The following is a 17086-nucleotide window of genomic DNA, read 5'->3' on the forward strand; positions in this document are numbered from 1 at the left end:
ATCTTCCTTGTTCTGGGCGCTGCGACGGCTCAGGCGAGCAGGAAATCGAGCACGGCACGGTTGAAGTCGGCGGCGGCCTCGACGTTGGAAAGGTGGGAAGCGTCCAGCTCCACCCCTTTCGATCCGGCAATTTGCTCGACCAGGTAGCGCGCATCCTCGGTGGTGGTTACCGGGTCATGCCGGCCGCTGATCACCAGCGTCGGAGCGCTGATGCGGGCGACGTCCTGACGCAGATCGGCCTTCTCCAGCGCATCGCAGCAGGCGGCGTAGCCGGCCTGCGGGCTGGAGCGCAATTGCTGAAGCAGCATGTCCACCAGCCCCGGCTGGTGCTGGATGAAATGCGGAGTGAACCAGCGGCTGGCGGCGCCATCGGCCACTTCGGGTATGCCTTCATCACGTACCAGGCGGGCACGGTCCTGCCAGCCCACGGCGGTGCCGATGCGTGCGGCAGTGTTGCTCACCACCAGCTTGCCCAGCCGCTCGGGGGCGTTGACGCCCAGCCACAGGCCGGTGAGGCCCCCCATCGAAATGCCGCAAAAGTGCGCGCGCTCGATCTTGAGCGCATCCAGCAGGCCCAGCACGTCGCGGCCGAGCCTGTCGATCGTGTATGGGCCGGGTACCGGCGTCGACTTGCCGTGACCGCGCGTGTCGTAACGGAGTAGCTGGAATTTCCAGCGCAGCGCGTCCAGCTGGGGCGCCCACATATCCATGGTGGTGCCGAGCGAGTTGGACAGCACCAGCACCGGCGCACCGACCGGGCCGTCCAGGTCATAGTTGATGGTGCAGGTATCGAGTTTGATGGTAGACATGATCAGTTTCCTGCCAGGGCGGCAGCCAGTACACGCTCGATCAGCGCGTCGGCAACGCCGGTGTAGTTGATGGGGTCCAGCAGACGATTCAGTTCTTCATGAGACAGATGCTCGGTGACGCGGGGTTCCTGCAACAACACGTCCTTCAGGTGACGGCCTTCGCCGAGTGCCTGACGGCACTTGGCCTCGATCAGCTTGTGCGCTTCGAGCCGGCCGAGCGGCTCGCCCAGCGCCATCGTCACCGCCTCGGCCATGATCAGGCCGCCGGTCTTGTCGAGATTGGCGCGCATGGTGTCGGCGTGGACCTCCAGCCCTTCGACCAGTTCGGCGCTCACCGCCAGGGCGCCGGCCGACAGCCCGATCAGCTCGGGCAGCGCTTCCCATTCGGCGTGCCAGCCGCCGAGGCCGCGCTCGTGTTCCTGCACCATCGCCGCGAACACGGTGCCGACCAGCGCCGGCACGCGCACCGCGGCGGACAGCACGATGGCCGAGCTGACCGGGTTGCGCTTGTGCGGCATCGTCGACGAACCACCGCGGCCGGCTCCGGCCGGCTCGAACGCTTCGGCCACGTCGGTCTGCATCAGCAGCGATACGTCGCGCGCCAGCTTGCCCAGCACGCCGGTCAGCGAGCCGAACCACGCGGCCACTTCGGCGATGCGGTCGCGCTGGCCATGCCACGGCGTCGCGGGCAGGGTCAGCTCCAGTTCTTCGGCCAACCTTTGCGCCACCGCGAGGCCGGCATCGCCCAGCGAGGCCAGCGTGCCGGCGGCACCGCCGAACTGCACGGCCAACACGCGCGGCTTGAACTCGGCCAGGCGCTCGCGCTGGCGCAGCAGCGCGTCAAGGGTGCCGGCGAGCTTGAGGCCGAAGGTGGTGGGCAGCGCGTGCTGCATCCAGGTGCGCCCCACCATCACGGTGTGGCGGTGCTCGGCCACGCACCGCGCCAGCGCCGCGATCAGCCGCTCCAAGTCGGCCTCGACCGCGGCCAGCGCCTGCTTCAGCTGCAGCACGAAGCCGCTGTCGATGGCGTCCTGGCTAGTGGCGCCCCAGTGCACGAAGCGCGCCGCTGCTTCATCGGCGGCTTTGACCTGCGCGGTGAGGTGCTTGACCAAGGGGATGGCGAGGTTGCCGGCGCGTGCGGCGTCGGCGGCGATGCCGTCCAGGTCCAGCCGCTCGGCACGGCAGGCCGCCTCGATCGCCGGCACTGCGGCCGGCGGAATCACGCCGGCCGCCGCTTCGGCACGCGCCAGCGCCGCCTCGAAGTCGAGCATGCCCTGCACCGTGGCGGCGTCGCTGAAAGCGGCCTGGCATGCGCTACCCCGGAACAAGGGGTCCAGGAGTTTCATTCTTGGCTTTCCTTGAAAAAGCCGACAGGCCCGACCGGTTTGGGCGAGCCTGTCGACGTCGTTTCAACGGGTTTTCACCATAGGGCGTGCCATCGATTGTTTTCCTCTCCGCGCCGGAGCCTGTTTTTGCGCGCGACAAGGCGGAGGCACGACGTTTGGTTATTCCAAACGAGAGCCGAGCAACGCCGTAGCGCACAAAAACAGGCCCGGCCCGCAGGGTTGCGCCGCGAAAGCCTCCATGCGGCGTTGCCGGGCTTGGCAAGGGAGTGGCCATTGCCTGCGCCCAGCGCCTTGCCTGGCCGCTTTCGCGGCAGCAACGCGGAGGGAAAACAATCGATGGCACGCCCTAAGCATCATACCCGTTCGATGATCAGCGCGATGCCCTGCCCCACGCCGATGCACATGGTGCACAGCGCGTAACGACCGCCGGTACGGGCCAGCTGGTAGGCTGCCGTGGTCACCAGGCGCGCGCCGGAGGCGCCGAGCGGGTGGCCGATGGCGATGGCGCCGCCGTTCGGGTTGACGCGGGCGTCGTCGTCGGCCAGGCCGTGGTCGCGGGTCACCGCCAGCGCCTGGGCGGCGAACGCCTCGTTCAGCTCGATCAGGTCGATCTGGTCCAGCGTCAGGCCGGCCTTGGCCAGCACCTTGCGGATCGCCGGGGCCGGGCCGAAGCCCATGATGCGCGGCGCCACGCCGGCGGTGGCCATGGCGACGATGCGGGCACGCGGGGTCAGACCGTAGCGGCCGGCGGCGGCTTCGCTGGCCAGCAGCACGGCGCAGGCACCATCGTTGACACCGGAGGCGTTACCGGCGGTCACGGAACCGTCCGGACGCACCACTCCCTTCAGCTTAGCCAATGCTTCCGGCGTGGTGGCACGCGGATGCTCGTCCTTGGCGAACACGATCGGATCACCCTTCTTCTGGGCGATGGTGACCGGGATCAGCTCGTCGGCAAAGCGGCCGGCCTCGTGCGCGGCGGCGTAGCGCTGCTGGCTGCGCAGCGCGAAGGCGTCCTGGTCGGCGCGGCTGACGGCGAAATCGACCGCCACGTTCTCGGCGGTTTCCGGCATCGAATCGACGCCGTACTGCGCCTTCATCAGCGGGTTGACGAAGCGCCAGCCGATGGTGGTGTCCTCGATCTTCATGTTGCGCGAGAACGCGGTGTCGGCCTTGCCCATCACGTACGGGGCGCGGCTCATGCTCTCGACGCCGCCGGCGATCATCAGGCTGGTTTCGCCGCTCTTGATGGCGCGCGCGGCGATGCCGATGGCGTCCAGACTGGAGCCGCACAGGCGGTTCACGGTGCTGCCCGGCACGTCTTGCGGCAGGCCGGCCAGCAGCGACGACATGCGCGCCACGTTGCGGTTGTCTTCGCCGGCCTGGTTGGCGCAGCCGTAGATCACGTCGTCGATGGCGCCCCAGTCGACGTTGGGGTTGCGCTCGATCAGGGCCTTGATCGGCAAGGCGCCGAGGTCGTCGGCGCGCACCGAGGACAGGGTGCCGCCGTAGCGGCCGAACGGGGTGCGGATGGCGTCGCAGATGTAGGCGTTTTCCATGGTGATCCTTATGCGGCGGCGGCCAGCGAGGCCATCTTGAGGGGAACCGGGACGATGCGCTGCAGCTCGTCGAAGCTGTTGCCTTCGACCAGTTCACGCACCACCAGTCCGTCCGGGGTCACGTCGATGACGGCCACGTCGGTGTAGATGCGGTCGACGCAGCCCACGCCGGTCAGCGGATAGCTGCACGCCTCGACCAGCTTGCTCTCGCCGGTTTTGGTGAGCAGATCCATCATCACGAACACCTGCTTGGCGCCGACCGCCAGGTCCATTGCGCCGCCGACCGCCGGGATCGCTCCCGGTGCGCCGGTGTGCCAGTTGGCCAGGTCGCCGCTGGCCGACACCTGGAAGGCGCCGAGCACGCAGATGTCGAGGTGGCCGCCGCGCATCATCGCGAACGAGTCGCCGTGGTGGAAGAAGCTGCCGCCTTCGAGCAGCGTCACCGGCTCCTTGCCGGCGTTGATCAGTTCCGGGTCCTCTTCGCCCGGTTCGGGCGCTTCGCCCATGCCGAGCAAGCCGTTTTCGCTGTGCAGGAAGATTTCGCGCTCTTTCGGCAGGTAGTTGGCCACCTTGGTCGGCAGGCCGATGCCAAGGTTGACGTAGGAGCCTTCGGGGATGTCGCGGGCGACACGTTCGGCCATCTGGTCGCGGGTGAGTTTGTTCATGTCGCTACTCCTTTACGCCGCTTGCGCCACGGCGTTGCCGATGGCGACGACGCGCTGCACGAAAATGCCCGGGGTCACGATGACTTCGGGGTCCAGGGCGCCCAAGGGCACGATTTCGGACACCTGCGCGATGGTGACGCCAGCCGCCGTCGCCATGATCGGGCCGAAGTTGCGCGCCGCCTTGCGGTAGATCAGGTTGCCCCAGCGGTCGCCCTTCAGCGCCTTGATCAGCGCGAAGTCGGCCTTGATCGGGTATTCCAGCACGTAGTGCTTGCCGTCGATCTCGCGCGTTTCCTTGCCTTCGGCCAACAGCGTGCCGTAGCCGGTCGGGGTGAAGATGGCGCCAAGACCGGCGCCGGCGGCCTGGATGCGCGCGGCGAGGTTGCCCTGCGGCACCAGTTCCAGCTCGATCTCGCCGGCGCGGTAGAGCGCGTCGAACACGTGCGAATCGGCCTGGCGCGGGAACGAGCAGATGATCTTCTTGACGCGGCGGGCGTTCAACAGCGCGGCCAGCCCGATGTCACCGTTGCCGGCGTTGTTGTTGACGATGGTGAGGTCTTTCGCGCCCTGCGCGATCAGCGCGTCGATCAGCTCGGCCGGCTGCCCCGCCGTGCCGAAGCCGCCGATCATCACGGTGGCACCGTCGAAGATGCCGGCCACCGCCTCCTCAAGGGAGGCAACGGTCTTGTCGATCATGGTCTCGCTCCCGTCCCACCCTTCTATAAGAGGGCGGGATCCTTTGCTCGGGTTGATGAACATGCCCGGCCAGACGGCGCCAATCACGAAACGGGCGCTGACCGAACATTGCGTCTATTAATGAACACAATTTAGGGTTCACCACTCTCAGCGTCAAGGGCGATTATCGAAGTATAGTGCGACTATCGCACATACTTTTCTGGCCATCGCTCGCCCCGAACGGCGCCAAAGGCAATGCGCCTGGGCCTTGTGGCGCTCGCCCCGCCCCGCTGCGAGGCAAAAACGACATGCTCGCGGACCACGAACAAAGCTATAGCAATTGTCCGAATACAGAACATATAATCGACTATCGAACAAAACTCCACCTCGGCGAAGGCGGAGACTATCCTGAGAATCTGTTCACGATCAGTCGCGAGCAGCCCTCAGCGGGGTGACGCGCAGCGCAGGAACCGGAATGGACATGGAGTCCATGAGGATTTCCGATCGCTGAGCCAATCGAAGATTGGCACGCAGAGCACATGAGCCCCGATCGGGGATGCGCAGCAAGATCGGGAACGGGTTCAGAGAAATACGCTCATTTCTTGTGAGGACCGACCATGCAGCATTCCATTGCCACGGTGTCGCTGAGCGGCACGCTGCCGGAGAAGCTCGAGGCGATCGCCGCCGCCGGGTTCGACGGCGTGGAGATTTTCGAGAACGACCTGCTGTACTTCGAGGGATCGCCGCGCGACGCCAAGCGCCTCTGCGACGACCTCGGGCTCAAGATCATGCTGTTCCAGCCGTTCCGCGACTTCGAGGGCGGCCGGCGCGACAAGCTGCAGCACAACCTCGACCGCGCCGAGCGCAAGTTCGACCTGATGCAGGAGCTCGGCACCGACCGCATCCTGGTGTGCAGCAGCGTGCAGCCCGACGTGATCCGTGACGACGCCGTGATCGCCGACGATCTGCACCAGTTGGCCGAACGCGCCGCCAAGCGCGGCATCCTGGTCGGCTACGAGGCGCTGGCCTGGGGGCGTTACGTCAACTCCTACCGCCACGTGTGGGACATCGTGAAGGCGGTCGACCACCCCAACCTCGGCATCATCCTCGACAGCTTCCACACCCTGTCGATCAAGGACGACCTGTCGCGGCTGGCGGAGATTCCCGGCGACAAGATCGTGTTCCTGCAGATGGCCGACGCCCCGGTGCTGGCGATGGACGTCATGGAATGGAGCCGCCACTTCCGCTGCTTCCCCGGCCAGGGCGAATTCGACCTGCCGGCCTTCCTCGCCCCGATCCTGCAAAGCGGCTACTCCGGCCCGCTGTCGCTGGAGATCTTCAACGACGGCTTCCGCGCCGCGCCGACCCGCATCACCGCGGCCGACGGCCTGCGCTCGCTGCTGTACCTGGAAGAAACCACGCGCCAGGCGCTGCAGGCGTCTTCGGCCAACCTCGAGAGCGCGAAAAGCGCCGAGGCGCTGTTCGCCCCGCCCGCGCCGTCCCGCTTCGACGGCGTGGAGTTCCTCGAATTCGCCGTCGACGATGACGCCGCGCGCCGCCTCGCCAAGTGGTTCCAGAAGCTCGGCTTCGCCCACGCCGCGCGCCACAAATCGAAGAACGTCGACCTCTACCGCCACGGCAGCGTCAACCTGATTCTCAACGCCGAGCCGGACTCATTCGCGCACGCCTTCTTCGTCGCCCACGGCCCCTCATTGTGCGCGGCGGCATTCCGCGTCGACGACAGCCGCGCCGCGCTGGAGCGTGCCAAGCTGTACCGCGCCCGCCCGTTCGAAAGCCGCGTCGGCCCCAACGAGCGCCAGATTCCGGCGGTGCGCGCCCCGGACGGCAGCCTGCAATACCTGGTGGACAAGGGCCTGGACGGCCGCTCGATCTACGACAGCGACTTCGATCCGCTGCCGGGCGGCGTTGCCGCCGCGGCACGTACCACGCTGTCGGCCATCGATCACTTTGCGCTCGGCCTGCCAGCCGAAACGCTGGATACCTGGTCGCTGTATTTCCGCGCCGTGTACGGCTTCGAAGCCGAGCACGAGTGGGTGCTGCCCGATCCGTACGGCCTGGTGAAGAGCCGCGTGCTGCGCAGCGCCGACCGCACCATCCGCATCCCGCTCAACATCTCGGAAAACCGCAACACCGCCATCGCCCGCTCGGTGTCGACCTACCGCGGCTCCGGCCTGCAGCACGTCGCCTTCGCCGCCGACGACATCTTCGCGGCGGTGGCGGCGGCGCGCGAGGCCGGCCTGCCGCTCTTGGAGATTCCGCGCAACTACTACGACGATCTGGCCGCGCGTTTCGATCTGGAGCCGGAGTTCATCGCACGGATCGCCGCCGCCAACGTGCTGTACGACCGCGACCCGGAGGGCGGCGAGCTCTTGCACGTCTACACCGAGCCGTTCGAAGAACGCTTCTTCTTCGAGATCATCGAACGGCGCGGCGGCTACCAGCAGTACGGCGCGGCCAACGTCGCGGTGCGACTGGCGGCGCTGGCGCAGACCCGCGCGCGCGCCGGCCAGCGCGGCGCGAGCTGGGCCGACTGAACCCGCTCCAGCCCTGCCTGAGCAGAAAACCGGAGGACGCGGGCCCGCATCTGCCGCCCCTCCGGCCCCAAGGAAAGCAGCATCACCCCCTCACCGGGGGCGCCATGACCAAACACCAGCGTGTTCATGAATAATCAAACAAAGGAGGAATGACTCGATGATTAGCGGCAAAACCACCCTGATCGCCCACCTCGGCTACCCGACCGAAGCCTTCAAGGCGCCGATGATTTACAACCCGTGGTTCGAGAAACAAGGCATCGACGCCGTGGTGGTGCCGATGGGCGTCAAGCCCGACGACTACGCGGTCTTTCTCAAATCGCTGTTCCGGCTGAGCAATATCCGCGGCGCGCTGGTGACCATGCCGCACAAGATCACCACGCTCGATCTGGTCGACGACGCCACCCCGACCGCCAGGATCGCCGGCGCCTGCAACGCCATCCTGCTGCGTCCGGACGGCACCCTGCTGGGCGACCAGTTCGACGGCGCCGGTTTCGTGCGCGGCGTCGAGCGCAAGGGCCGCCGCCTCGCCGGCACCCGCGTGCTCGTGTCCGGTTGCGGCGGCGTCGGCTCGGCCATCGCCGCGTCGCTGGCGGCCGCCGGCGTGGCGGAACTGGCCCTGTTCGACACCCGCGACGCCCAGGCTATGGCCCTGGCGGGGCGCCTCGCCGAGCACTACCCGCAGCTCGTCATCCGCACCGGCTCCAACGACCCGGCCGGCTACGACGTGGTGGTCAACGCCACCCCGGTGGGCATGAACGACGACGATCCGCTGCCGTTCGACGTCGCGCGCATCGCCCCGAGCAGCTTCGTCGGCGAGGTGGTGATGAAGTCGGAATACACCCCGCTGCTGCGCGCCGCGCTGGAAAAGGGTTGCCAAGTGCAGGTCGGCACCGACATGCTGTTCGAGATGATTCCCGCCTACCTGGAGTTCTTCGGCTTCGGCACCGCCACCCCGGACGAACTGCGCGCGGTATCGCAGATCAAGTATTGAACGAGGACGAACGATGAAAAAAATTCTGGTACTGAACGGCCCCAACCTGAACCTGCTGGGAACGCGCGAGCCGGCCCAGTACGGCCACACCACGCTGGCCGACGTCGAGGCGATGTGCAAGGAAACCGGCGAGCGCCTGGGCTACGAGGTGGAATGCTTCCAGAGCAACTGGGAAGGCGCCCTGCTCGACAAGATCCACGAAGCCGGCCAGGCGTTTCGTGACGGCACCCTGCTCGGCGTCGTCATCAACCCCGGCGCGCTGACGCACACCTCGATCGCGCTGCACGACGCCATCAAGGGCGTCGGCGACCTGCCTGTGATCGAAATCCACATCTCCAACGTGCACGCCCGCGAGTCGTTCCGCCACCACTCCTACGTCTCGCCGGCCGCCGCCGGCATCGTGGTCGGCTTCGGCGTGCTCGGCTACACCCTGGCGATGGAAGGGCTGGTGCGCAAACTCCAGGGCTGAGAGGCACTGACAACCCCCTCCTGGCGTTGTTGCGCGGCCTTGCCAAGACCGTTGCACAGGGGTTTGTTCGCGGCGCCAAGCCCGGCGGCCCGGCGCCAGTCACCACGACAAGCCATGACAGCGATGATGCGTTGTCATGGCTTTCGTGCCGTTTCACCCGATTCCGCCATGTCCCACAGCCGTTCACTCACGCGCCAGCCACGCCCCTCGATGGCCAGCGCCCCGATATAGCCCGGCGCCGGCTGGAGCGTGTACAGCGACCACGGCCTTTCCGGAGCGATCTCGCCGGAAGCGCCGTCGAGGTTTGCCGGCCCCTCACCCGGATCGGTCGTCAGGGGAACCGAAAAACCATCCAGCTGCCCGGCAAGGCCGTTGCCGCAGGCTTTCAGGTACGCCTCCTTCTTGGTCCAGCACGCGAGAAAGGCATCGGCGCAAAGCGGCTCCGGCAGCGCACTCAACTGGTCGGCCTCGGCCGCCGAGAAGAAATAGCGCGCGATGTCCGCGTAATCGGCTTGCTCCCGGATGCGTTCAAGATCGATGCCGAGCCTGGCGTCGGCGGCGATGGCGACGAGGGCCAGATCGCCCGAGTGGGACAGATTGAACGCGAGCCGGCCGTCGAATTCAGGGCTGAGGCCAGGTTTGCCGAAGGCGTTGTACACATAGCGTACGCGGTCGGCCGGGGTCTGAAGATAGTTCCCCAGAAGCGCGCGCAGCACGCCATGCGCGGCGACAAATCGCCGTCGATCGCGCTCGAAGCGAAACCGTGCGCTCCGGCGGCATTCGTCTTCTGAGAGCGTCGCCTGGAGGCGCGCCGACGTTTCCGGAGAAACGTCCAGACTGACGCGCCAGACATGCACTTCATGGAAGGGCAGTTGAAACATGACGAACTCCCTCCTCTGACGGAGCGCTACAACTGCTCCAACATGAGCTGAGCGATCTCCACGCCGATCCGGGCCTGGGCCTCGCACGTCGAAGCGCCCAAGTGCGGCGTGCAGATGACATGGGGATGGCGGGCGAGCCGCAGGTCGCTGGGGGGCTCCCCGGCGAACACATCGAGCGCGGCCCCGCGCACCTTGCCCGAATCGAGGGCGGCGAGGAGCGCCTCCTCGTCCACCAAACCGCCACGCGCGCAGTTGACCAGCAGGACACCGTCCTTCATGCGCGCGATCTCCTTCTTCCCGATCACGGCGCGTCCCGCCTTGCTCGGCGGGGTGTGAATCGAAACGAAGTCGGCACACGCAAGGAGCGCCTCGAGCGAGAGCAGCTCGAGACCCTCGAAGCGCCCCACGGGCTCGGCGGCCTTGTCGGCCCCGACAACGACCATGCCGAGCGCGGCGGCACAACGCCCCAGGGCTCCCCCGATCCGGCCCACGCCGATGATGCCGAGCGTCTTGCCGGCGAGTTCGATCCCATCCGAGAACTCTTTCTTCGGCCAACCTCCCGACTTCACGGCGGCATCGGCCTGCGGGATGCGCCGCGCCAGGGCGAGAAGCATGCCCAGGGCCAGCTCGGCCACCGAGCCGGTCGAGGCCTTGGGCGTGTTCAGTACGGCGATCCCCTGGGATGCCGCCGCGGCAAGGTCGATGTTGTCGGTGCCGACACCGGCGCGGACGATCAGCCGCAACCGCTGGGCGGCGGCGAGCTGCTGCGCGCCGAGCCGCGTGGCGGAGCGCACGACGACGGCGTCGTAATCGCCGATCAGCTCCTCAAGCATCGCGGGCGAGAGGCCGATCCACTCGTCCACCAGCAGCCCGCCTTCGCGCATCCGCTCGACGGCCACGGCAGGGATCGGGTCACAGACCAGGACACGGGCATGCTCCACCGGAAGCACGGTTTCCGTTTCCGACTGGCGGCTCGGTCTCTGCTCGACATCCCAGAACACCGGCTCGTCCGGCAACACCGTCTCGAATTTTCCTGCTGACATTTGCAAGCTCCTTTACTGTGTGGCGGTCTTCGTCAATCGCCGGCCACCTCGATGGTCGGCGAGCAGTCGGCCACGTTCAGCGCGTCGGCCATGCCGACCAGCACCTCGCGCGGCCCCTCGAAGCGTTCCCTGGCGTGCGCGGTGCGGATGTTGTCCACCAGCATCAGGTCGCCGGACTGCCAGGCGTCGCGCACGGTGTGGGCGGTATAGACCTCGTTGATCGTTTGCACGATGTCCGGGTCGATCGGATCGCCGTTGCCGAAACGCGTATTGAACGGCAGCCCGTCCTCGCCGTAGACGTCCACCAGGTATTCGCGTACCTCCGGGTCTATCGTCCACTCGTTGAGGAAGGCGATCTGGTTGAACCAGCAGCGCTGGCCGCTACGCGGATGGCGCACCACGGCGCTGCGGCGCTGCCAGGTGCGCAAGGCGCCGTCGGGCTGCCACTCGAAGCGGATCGCCTGCGCACGGCAGTAGCTCTCGACGGCCTGGCGCTCGTCGCTGCCGAAGGCTTCGGCGATCGACGCCCCGATCTCGTCGTTGTAGTTGCGGACCAGCAGCCACCCCAGTCGCTCGAAGCGGTCGACCAGATCCGCCGGCAGCGCTCGCCCTATCACCGTCTCGTCGGCCAACGACGTCGCGCCCTCCTCGCTAGGCGCGGTGAGACAGGCGAACAACATGAGGGAGGGAAATTCGAGCGCATAGCTGAGTTCGTGGTGCATGCACATGGGCTGGCTGGGCGGCCACTTCGACGAGGAATAGAGCCCATCGGCGTAGCGCTGCCGGGTGGCGAACGCCTCCCGCTCGATCATCGGGCGGCCCAGTTGCCGGAATACGGCGCCCACCTCCTCCACGTCGCGCAAGCCGAGGCCGCGCACCAGCAGCGCGCCGTGTTCGACGACGGCGGCACGCAGCTCGTCGCGATGCTCGGCGACCCAGCGGCGTGCGTCCGTGCTGGCGTCCACCCGCAACAGTGGCGGCTTACCGGGTCGCACCGCCACATCGAGCGATGAGGTCGGCACGGAAGATGATGCGGTTGCAAAGAGTGATGACATTTCGGATTACCTCCTTTGCTGACTGATGCGGTGGTAGCGGAAGGGCTACCCTTCTGGCGCAGCCAGCCGCCGCTACGCGGACCGCGCGTCCACCAGGCCGGCCAGATCGGCGAGCACCGGGTGATCCGCCAGGTCCTTCACCGACACCGCGCGGTTCAACTTGATCGCCAGCCTCAGTGCCGACAACGAGGTGCCGCCGAGTTCGAAGAAGTGAGCCCCCCGGCCCACCTGCTCCGGCGAAATGCCGAGAATCTCGGCCCATGCGGCCGCCAGCCGTTGCTCGGTCGGCGTGCTGGCGCGCTCACCATCGACTTTGGCCATGCCGAGCTCGCCGGCGAGAGCCGTCAAGGCCTTCCGGTCGATCTTGCCGTTGCCCGTCAAGGGCAGCGTTCTTTGCCAATGGAACGCCGACGGCACCATGTACGTGGGCAGCGACTCGCCAAGCTGCTTTTGCAGCGCGTCGGCGTCGAGCTGCCGCTCTCCGGAATAAAAAGCCACCAGGTGCTTGCTGCGGTCTGCCCGCTCGGCGACGACGACCGCGCCGTCCCGCACGCCCGGCAAGCGCAACAGCGTGTTCTCGATCTCGCCCAGCTCGATCCGGAAGCCGCTGATCTTGACCTGCGCATCGCGGCGGCCGAGGAACTCCAGCTTGCCTTCGGGCAGCCAGCGGCCGAAATCGCCGCTGCGGTACAACCGCTGCCCCGGGCGGTTCGGGTCGGCCATGAAGGCGCGTTGCGTGCGCTCCGGATCGTTGACGTAGCCGCGCCCGACGCAGACCCCGGAGAACACGATCTCGCCCGGTGCGCCGAGCGGCACCGGCGACAACTGCTCGTCGACGACGTAGACATGCGCATTGTTGACGGGGCGGCCGAGCGGCACACGCTCGCGGCTGGGCACGCCGTCCATCACCTCGTGATTGGTGTCGTCGGAGGTCTCGGTCAGGCCGTAAACGTTCACCAGCCGGATACCGGGCTGGGCCGCGAACCAGCGTTGCGTCAGCTCCTTCTTCAGCGCCTCGCCGGTGACCGCCACGCAGCGCAGGTCCGGCAGCGCGCGCGGGTGCTGCTTCAGCTCGCTCAGGACGACGTCGAGATAGGACGGCACCACCTGCAGCACGTTGACCCTGGCCTCGACGATCTTGTCGACAAAACGCCTGACGTCCAGGATCGCGTCCTGCTCCACCAGCAGCGTCCGCCCGCCGACCAGCAGCGCGGACACCAGCTGCCACAGCGAGATATCGAAGCACTGCGGCGCCGTCTGGGCGACCACCGTTCCGGCGCCGATGTTCAGGTCGTCGATCTTGGCGAACAGGTGGTTGAGCATGCCGGCGTGCTCGCACATCGCCCCCTTGGGTTCGCCGGTCGAGCCGGAGGTGAAGTAGATGTAGGCGAGCTGATCGGGCGTGACCTCGACCCCGACATCGTCCTCGGGGAAACCCGCCGCCCAGGCCGCATCGATGAACAGTCTCTCGATGCCCTCGGGGATTCCGGCTGGGGCATCGAGCGCCTGATCCAGCATCCCGGTGCTGCCACGCTCGGTCAGCACCAGCCGGCAATCGGCCCGGCTGAGCGTGCGCGCGATGCGGTCGGCGGGGAAATGCGGCTCGATGGGCAGGTAGGCGCCACCGGCCTTGAAGATGGCGAGCACCGCGCTCAGCCAGTCCAGATTGCGCTCGGTCACCACGGCGACCACGCCTTCACGGCCCAAGCCGTGCGCCAACAGCATCCGCGCCAGCTGGTTGGCGCGGGCATTGAGCTGGCCATAGGTCAGCTGCCCGTCGCCGTGCACGGCCGCCACGGCGTCCGGGTGCGCCCGCGCCTGTTCTTCGAACAGCTCGTGGGCCCGGCGCTCCGGCAGCGTGCGCTGCGGCCCGGCGAGGCCATCGAGCTGGAAACGCCACTCCTCAGGGGAGAGCAGACTCTGCCGTGCCGGCTCGGCCTCAGGATCAGCCGCCAGCGCCGCCAGCGCGGCGAGGTGATAGCCGGCGACTCTGGCGGCGCACTCGCCGTCGAGGACATCCGTCCGGTAACGCAGCCGCAGCGCGAGCCCCTCGCCTTGCACCAGGGCGAGACGGAGCACGATGCCGTCGCCCAGCTCGGCACCACCCGCCGGGGCGGTATCGAACACGGTCTCGAACAAGGGCTCGGTGAGGCCCAGCTCACGTCTCAGCGCCTCGACCGGAAAATTGCGGTGCAACAGCAGCGCCGACTCCGCCCGCGCGGTTTCCAGCAGCACCTGCCGCCACGAACGGGGCCCGATCGACATCGGGAACGGCAACGGCGGGCCGCCCGGCACGGCGTAGCCGGCGGTCACTTCGCTCTCGCCGCACAGCGCGCCGAGCACCTTGGCGTGCGCGGTCAACAGCACCGAACTGAGCGGTACCGCCAGCCCATCCACCAGCCGGTACAGCGCCGCCGCGAGTTCATCGGGAATCGCCGCTTCCACTTCCCCGACGCCGGGTACCGGATCGAGGGTCCAGCGCGGCAGCGCGGCGAAGCCGCCGGCGAGGAGGACATCGTGCCAGAACGCCCGGCTGTGCTCGGCCGTGGCACCGTCTTTTCGTAATGCGATAGGGTTCATCTCAGATCTCCCTGGCCGGGTTCCCGCCCCACTGAGCGCTGGCGGGCACCGTCTCCCCCTTCATCAGGAAGGAGTCCGCGGCGAGTGCCGAACCGTCGCCCATCGTCACGCCGTAGTGCACGAAGGCGCCCACCCCGAGCGTGCAACCAGCGCCGAGCGCGGTATGGCCGGACTTGTAGGTCCCGTCCTCCTGCGAGTCGCACTGGATCTTGCTGCGGTGATTGAGAACGCATTCGTCCCCGATGGTGGTCAGGGTCGGCTCGGAAATATGGGTACCGTCATCGAATACCCGCTTGCCCAAGCGCACCCCGATCAACCGCCACAGCACACTTTTGAAGGGCGTGCCGTCGAAGATGTGGAGGAAGTTGATCGGGTGCAGCTTCCAGTTGCGCTCGACCCACCAGAAACCCGGGTCGTAGATGGAGCAGATGGCCGGCGGCGGCGGGCCGAGCGCTTCGAAGCCGCGCTCCACCAGGGCGTAGTAGACCGCGGCGACAACCGCGCTCAGCGCGAAGAGCGCCGCCATGAGCACATGGGCGAACACGTCGTAGAAAAACCGCACGGCGGCCACGTCGATGAGCACGATCAGGAAGACACCGACCCAGCGGGTCAGCAGGAAAATGCCGATCGTCCGCAGGTTGAAGCGGTTCTTGGCGGCCAGGCCGCGACGCATCGCCTCACCCGTCCGCAGATGATCGAACCGGCTGTCGCGCTCGACCGAGCGCGGAATCTCGAAGGGCGGCGAACCCAGCAGGCCCACCCCCTCGCGCACCTTGCCGTCGAGCGGCACCATCACCTTGATCGCGAGCAGGCAGTTGTCGGCCGTCCGCGCCCCCGGCGGGTAGGTCACGTAGTTGCCCACGAAGTTGCGCGACCCAATCGCCGTCCGGGACACCTTGAACGAGGTGCTGGAGATTTCGTCGTTGATCAGGTACAGGCCGTCGGAGACCATCGTTCCGCTGCCCACGGTGGTGAGCAAGGGGTTCGTGGTGATCACCTCGCTACCGAAATTCGACCCGGTCTGCACCACCGGAGACAGGCGATAGCCGATCCACTCCAGGAAGTGGACGATGTACGAACTGTCGCCGAACAGCACCGGGAAGAACCTCAGCCTGCCCAAGCCCGCGATGGCGCGATGCATGGCGTAGCGGAAGCCGTAGAGCGGGTAGACCGTGTCCGGCTTGAGGAACAGGTTCAAGACACGCGGCAGGGTGCCGAGGGCCAGCAGACCGACCAGCAGCATGCCGAAGAAGAAGACCGCCGAGAACACCAGCGCCTCGGTCAGCAGCCCCCGCGCCGTCAACACCCCGCCGCTCGTTTTCAGGGCTGGGTCCAGCATCTCGACCAGCGACGACACCTGGAGGAACAGCAGGCCGAGGCCCCACTCCAGGAGCGGCGCCCACACAAAGAGGACGATGATCAAGGTCAAAGCGGCATACGCGGCTCGACGCAGCCTGCCGCACGGCGCCGGTGCCACTCTCACATAGTTGGTATCGGTGCGCTGTGCCGGTGAGCCGTGCCAGCGCTCGCCGGCCGGCACCGACTGGCCGCGGTGCAAGGCGGAGGTATGACCGAGCTGTGCCCCATCGCCCATGGCCGTGTCGATGTCGAGCACCGACATTTCACCGACAAACGCGTCCCGGCCCAGCGTCACCGGCCCGGCCTCGATCCGGCCGGCCTGCGCCCGGTAGCAGAGAAACATCGCATCCCGGCGGATCACGGTTCCGGCACCGATCGTGAGCAGGTCGGTGCACACCGGGATGTGCCGCGACAGGATCACAACCCCCTGCCCGATTTTCGCCCCCAACGCCCTCAGGTAGAAATTGTACAAGGGCGAACCGACGCATAAATAGACGCCGGGGTTCGACCAGATCAGCGCCTTGACCACCCAGAAGCGGACATAGCCCAAGCTCCAGAGCCGGATCTGCTGCGGCTTCCAGCGGCCGATCAGCAGCCACTTCACCGCGATCGGCAGCACGCTCACGGCGAAGAAAACCACGCTACCGAACAGGGCCAGGCGTAGCACCTTCTCGACGCCCATGGCATCGGCCACCAGCCACTGATAGCCCGCAATGGCGGCAATGACGCCAAGGTAGGAATACCCGAGGTAGAACAACGCTTGCAGCACACTGCACACGACATACTCGCGCGCGCTGGTCGGCGTCGCCGGCGCCAACGCTGCCGCCGGCGGCTTGTCGGTGACGGGAGCCGCGTCCGCCAGTGCCGCGGCCAGGCTTGTGATCGTCGGGTGCGCGTAGATATCCTTCATCGATACCGACGGCAGGTCGCCGCGCTTCCTCAGTCGTGCGCAGAAATGGGCCATCACCAGCGAATCGGCCCCCAACTCCTTGAAAAAGTGACTATCGGCTGGCACATGGTCGATATCCATGACCCCGGCCAGTACCTCGGCGAGGATGCTTTCTGTACGTATGGCGGTGCCGCCGCCGTGCTGATCCGCCAT

General features: G+C 67.2%; 13 protein-coding genes. 3 read left to right on the forward strand and 10 right to left on the reverse strand.

Translation table 11 applies throughout. From position 1 onward, the window contains the following. Positions 1-29 precede the first annotated feature (29 nt). The 5 genes from pcaD to NH8B_RS12085 form a co-directional block, all read right to left on the reverse strand. Positions 30-809: a 3-oxoadipate enol-lactonase gene (pcaD, locus tag NH8B_RS12065; protein WP_014087560.1), complete on the reverse strand. Its 780-nt coding sequence runs from the start codon at positions 807-809 to the stop codon at positions 30-32. Positions 810-811: 2 nt separating this feature from the next. Beyond that, positions 812-2155 (reverse strand): 3-carboxy-cis,cis-muconate cycloisomerase, encoded by a 1344-nt coding sequence (locus NH8B_RS12070; protein WP_014087561.1) that lies wholly within the window; start codon positions 2153-2155, stop codon positions 812-814. Between the two features lie 353 nt (positions 2156-2508). Beyond that, the gene (gene pcaF, locus NH8B_RS12075) at positions 2509-3711 is read right to left on the reverse strand and encodes a 3-oxoadipyl-CoA thiolase (RefSeq protein WP_014087562.1); all 1203 of its coding nucleotides are present in this window, start codon (positions 3709-3711) and stop codon (positions 2509-2511) included. An 8-nt stretch (positions 3712-3719) separates the two neighbouring features. After that, positions 3720-4376, reverse strand: coding sequence for a 3-oxoacid CoA-transferase subunit B (locus NH8B_RS12080; protein WP_008952951.1), 657 nt, complete (start codon positions 4374-4376; stop codon positions 3720-3722). Positions 4377-4388: 12 nt separating this feature from the next. Next, positions 4389-5072, reverse strand: coding sequence for a 3-oxoacid CoA-transferase subunit A (locus NH8B_RS12085; RefSeq protein WP_014087563.1), 684 nt, complete (start codon positions 5070-5072; stop codon positions 4389-4391). 596 nt (positions 5073-5668) lie between these two features. Here NH8B_RS12085 and NH8B_RS12090 point away from each other — a divergent pair. From NH8B_RS12090 to aroQ, 3 genes are all read left to right on the forward strand, one after another. Then, positions 5669-7606, forward strand: coding sequence for a bifunctional sugar phosphate isomerase/epimerase/4-hydroxyphenylpyruvate dioxygenase family protein (locus tag NH8B_RS12090; protein ID WP_014087564.1), 1938 nt, complete (start codon positions 5669-5671; stop codon positions 7604-7606). Between the two features lie 157 nt (positions 7607-7763). After that, complete coding sequence (locus NH8B_RS12095; protein ID WP_014087566.1) at positions 7764-8597, forward strand: shikimate dehydrogenase family protein; 834 nt, start codon at positions 7764-7766, stop codon at positions 8595-8597. A gap of 13 nt (positions 8598-8610) precedes the next feature. Then, on the forward strand, positions 8611-9066 hold the full coding sequence (aroQ, locus tag NH8B_RS12100; RefSeq protein ID WP_008952955.1) for a type II 3-dehydroquinate dehydratase: 456 nt from the start codon (positions 8611-8613) through the stop codon (positions 9064-9066). Positions 9067-9200: 134 nt separating this feature from the next. Here the strand turns inward: aroQ and NH8B_RS12105 are convergent, their stop codons facing one another. The 5 genes from NH8B_RS12105 to NH8B_RS12125 all read right to left on the reverse strand — a co-directional run bounded on the left by NH8B_RS12105 (position 9201) and on the right by NH8B_RS12125 (position 17086). Next, positions 9201-9947, reverse strand: a complete 747-nt coding sequence (locus tag NH8B_RS12105; protein WP_014087567.1) for a 4'-phosphopantetheinyl transferase family protein — start codon at positions 9945-9947, stop codon at positions 9201-9203. Between the two features lie 26 nt (positions 9948-9973). Beyond that, entirely contained in the window at positions 9974-10990 is a 1017-nt protein-coding gene (locus NH8B_RS12110) for an NAD(P)-dependent oxidoreductase (RefSeq protein ID WP_014087568.1), read from the reverse strand. 32 nt (positions 10991-11022) lie between these two features. Beyond that, positions 11023-12045: a TauD/TfdA family dioxygenase gene (locus NH8B_RS12115; RefSeq protein ID WP_014087569.1), complete on the reverse strand. Its 1023-nt coding sequence runs from the start codon at positions 12043-12045 to the stop codon at positions 11023-11025. A gap of 72 nt (positions 12046-12117) precedes the next feature. Next, positions 12118-14625, reverse strand: a complete 2508-nt coding sequence (locus NH8B_RS12120) for a non-ribosomal peptide synthetase (RefSeq protein ID WP_014087570.1) — start codon at positions 14623-14625, stop codon at positions 12118-12120. Between the two features lies 1 nt (position 14626). Continuing rightward, entirely contained in the window at positions 14627-17086 is a 2460-nt protein-coding gene (locus tag NH8B_RS12125) for a Pls/PosA family non-ribosomal peptide synthetase (protein WP_014087571.1), read from the reverse strand.

The organism is Pseudogulbenkiania sp. NH8B, assembly GCF_000283535.1.
Classification (GTDB): domain Bacteria; phylum Pseudomonadota; class Gammaproteobacteria; order Burkholderiales; family Chromobacteriaceae; genus Pseudogulbenkiania; species Pseudogulbenkiania ferrooxidans.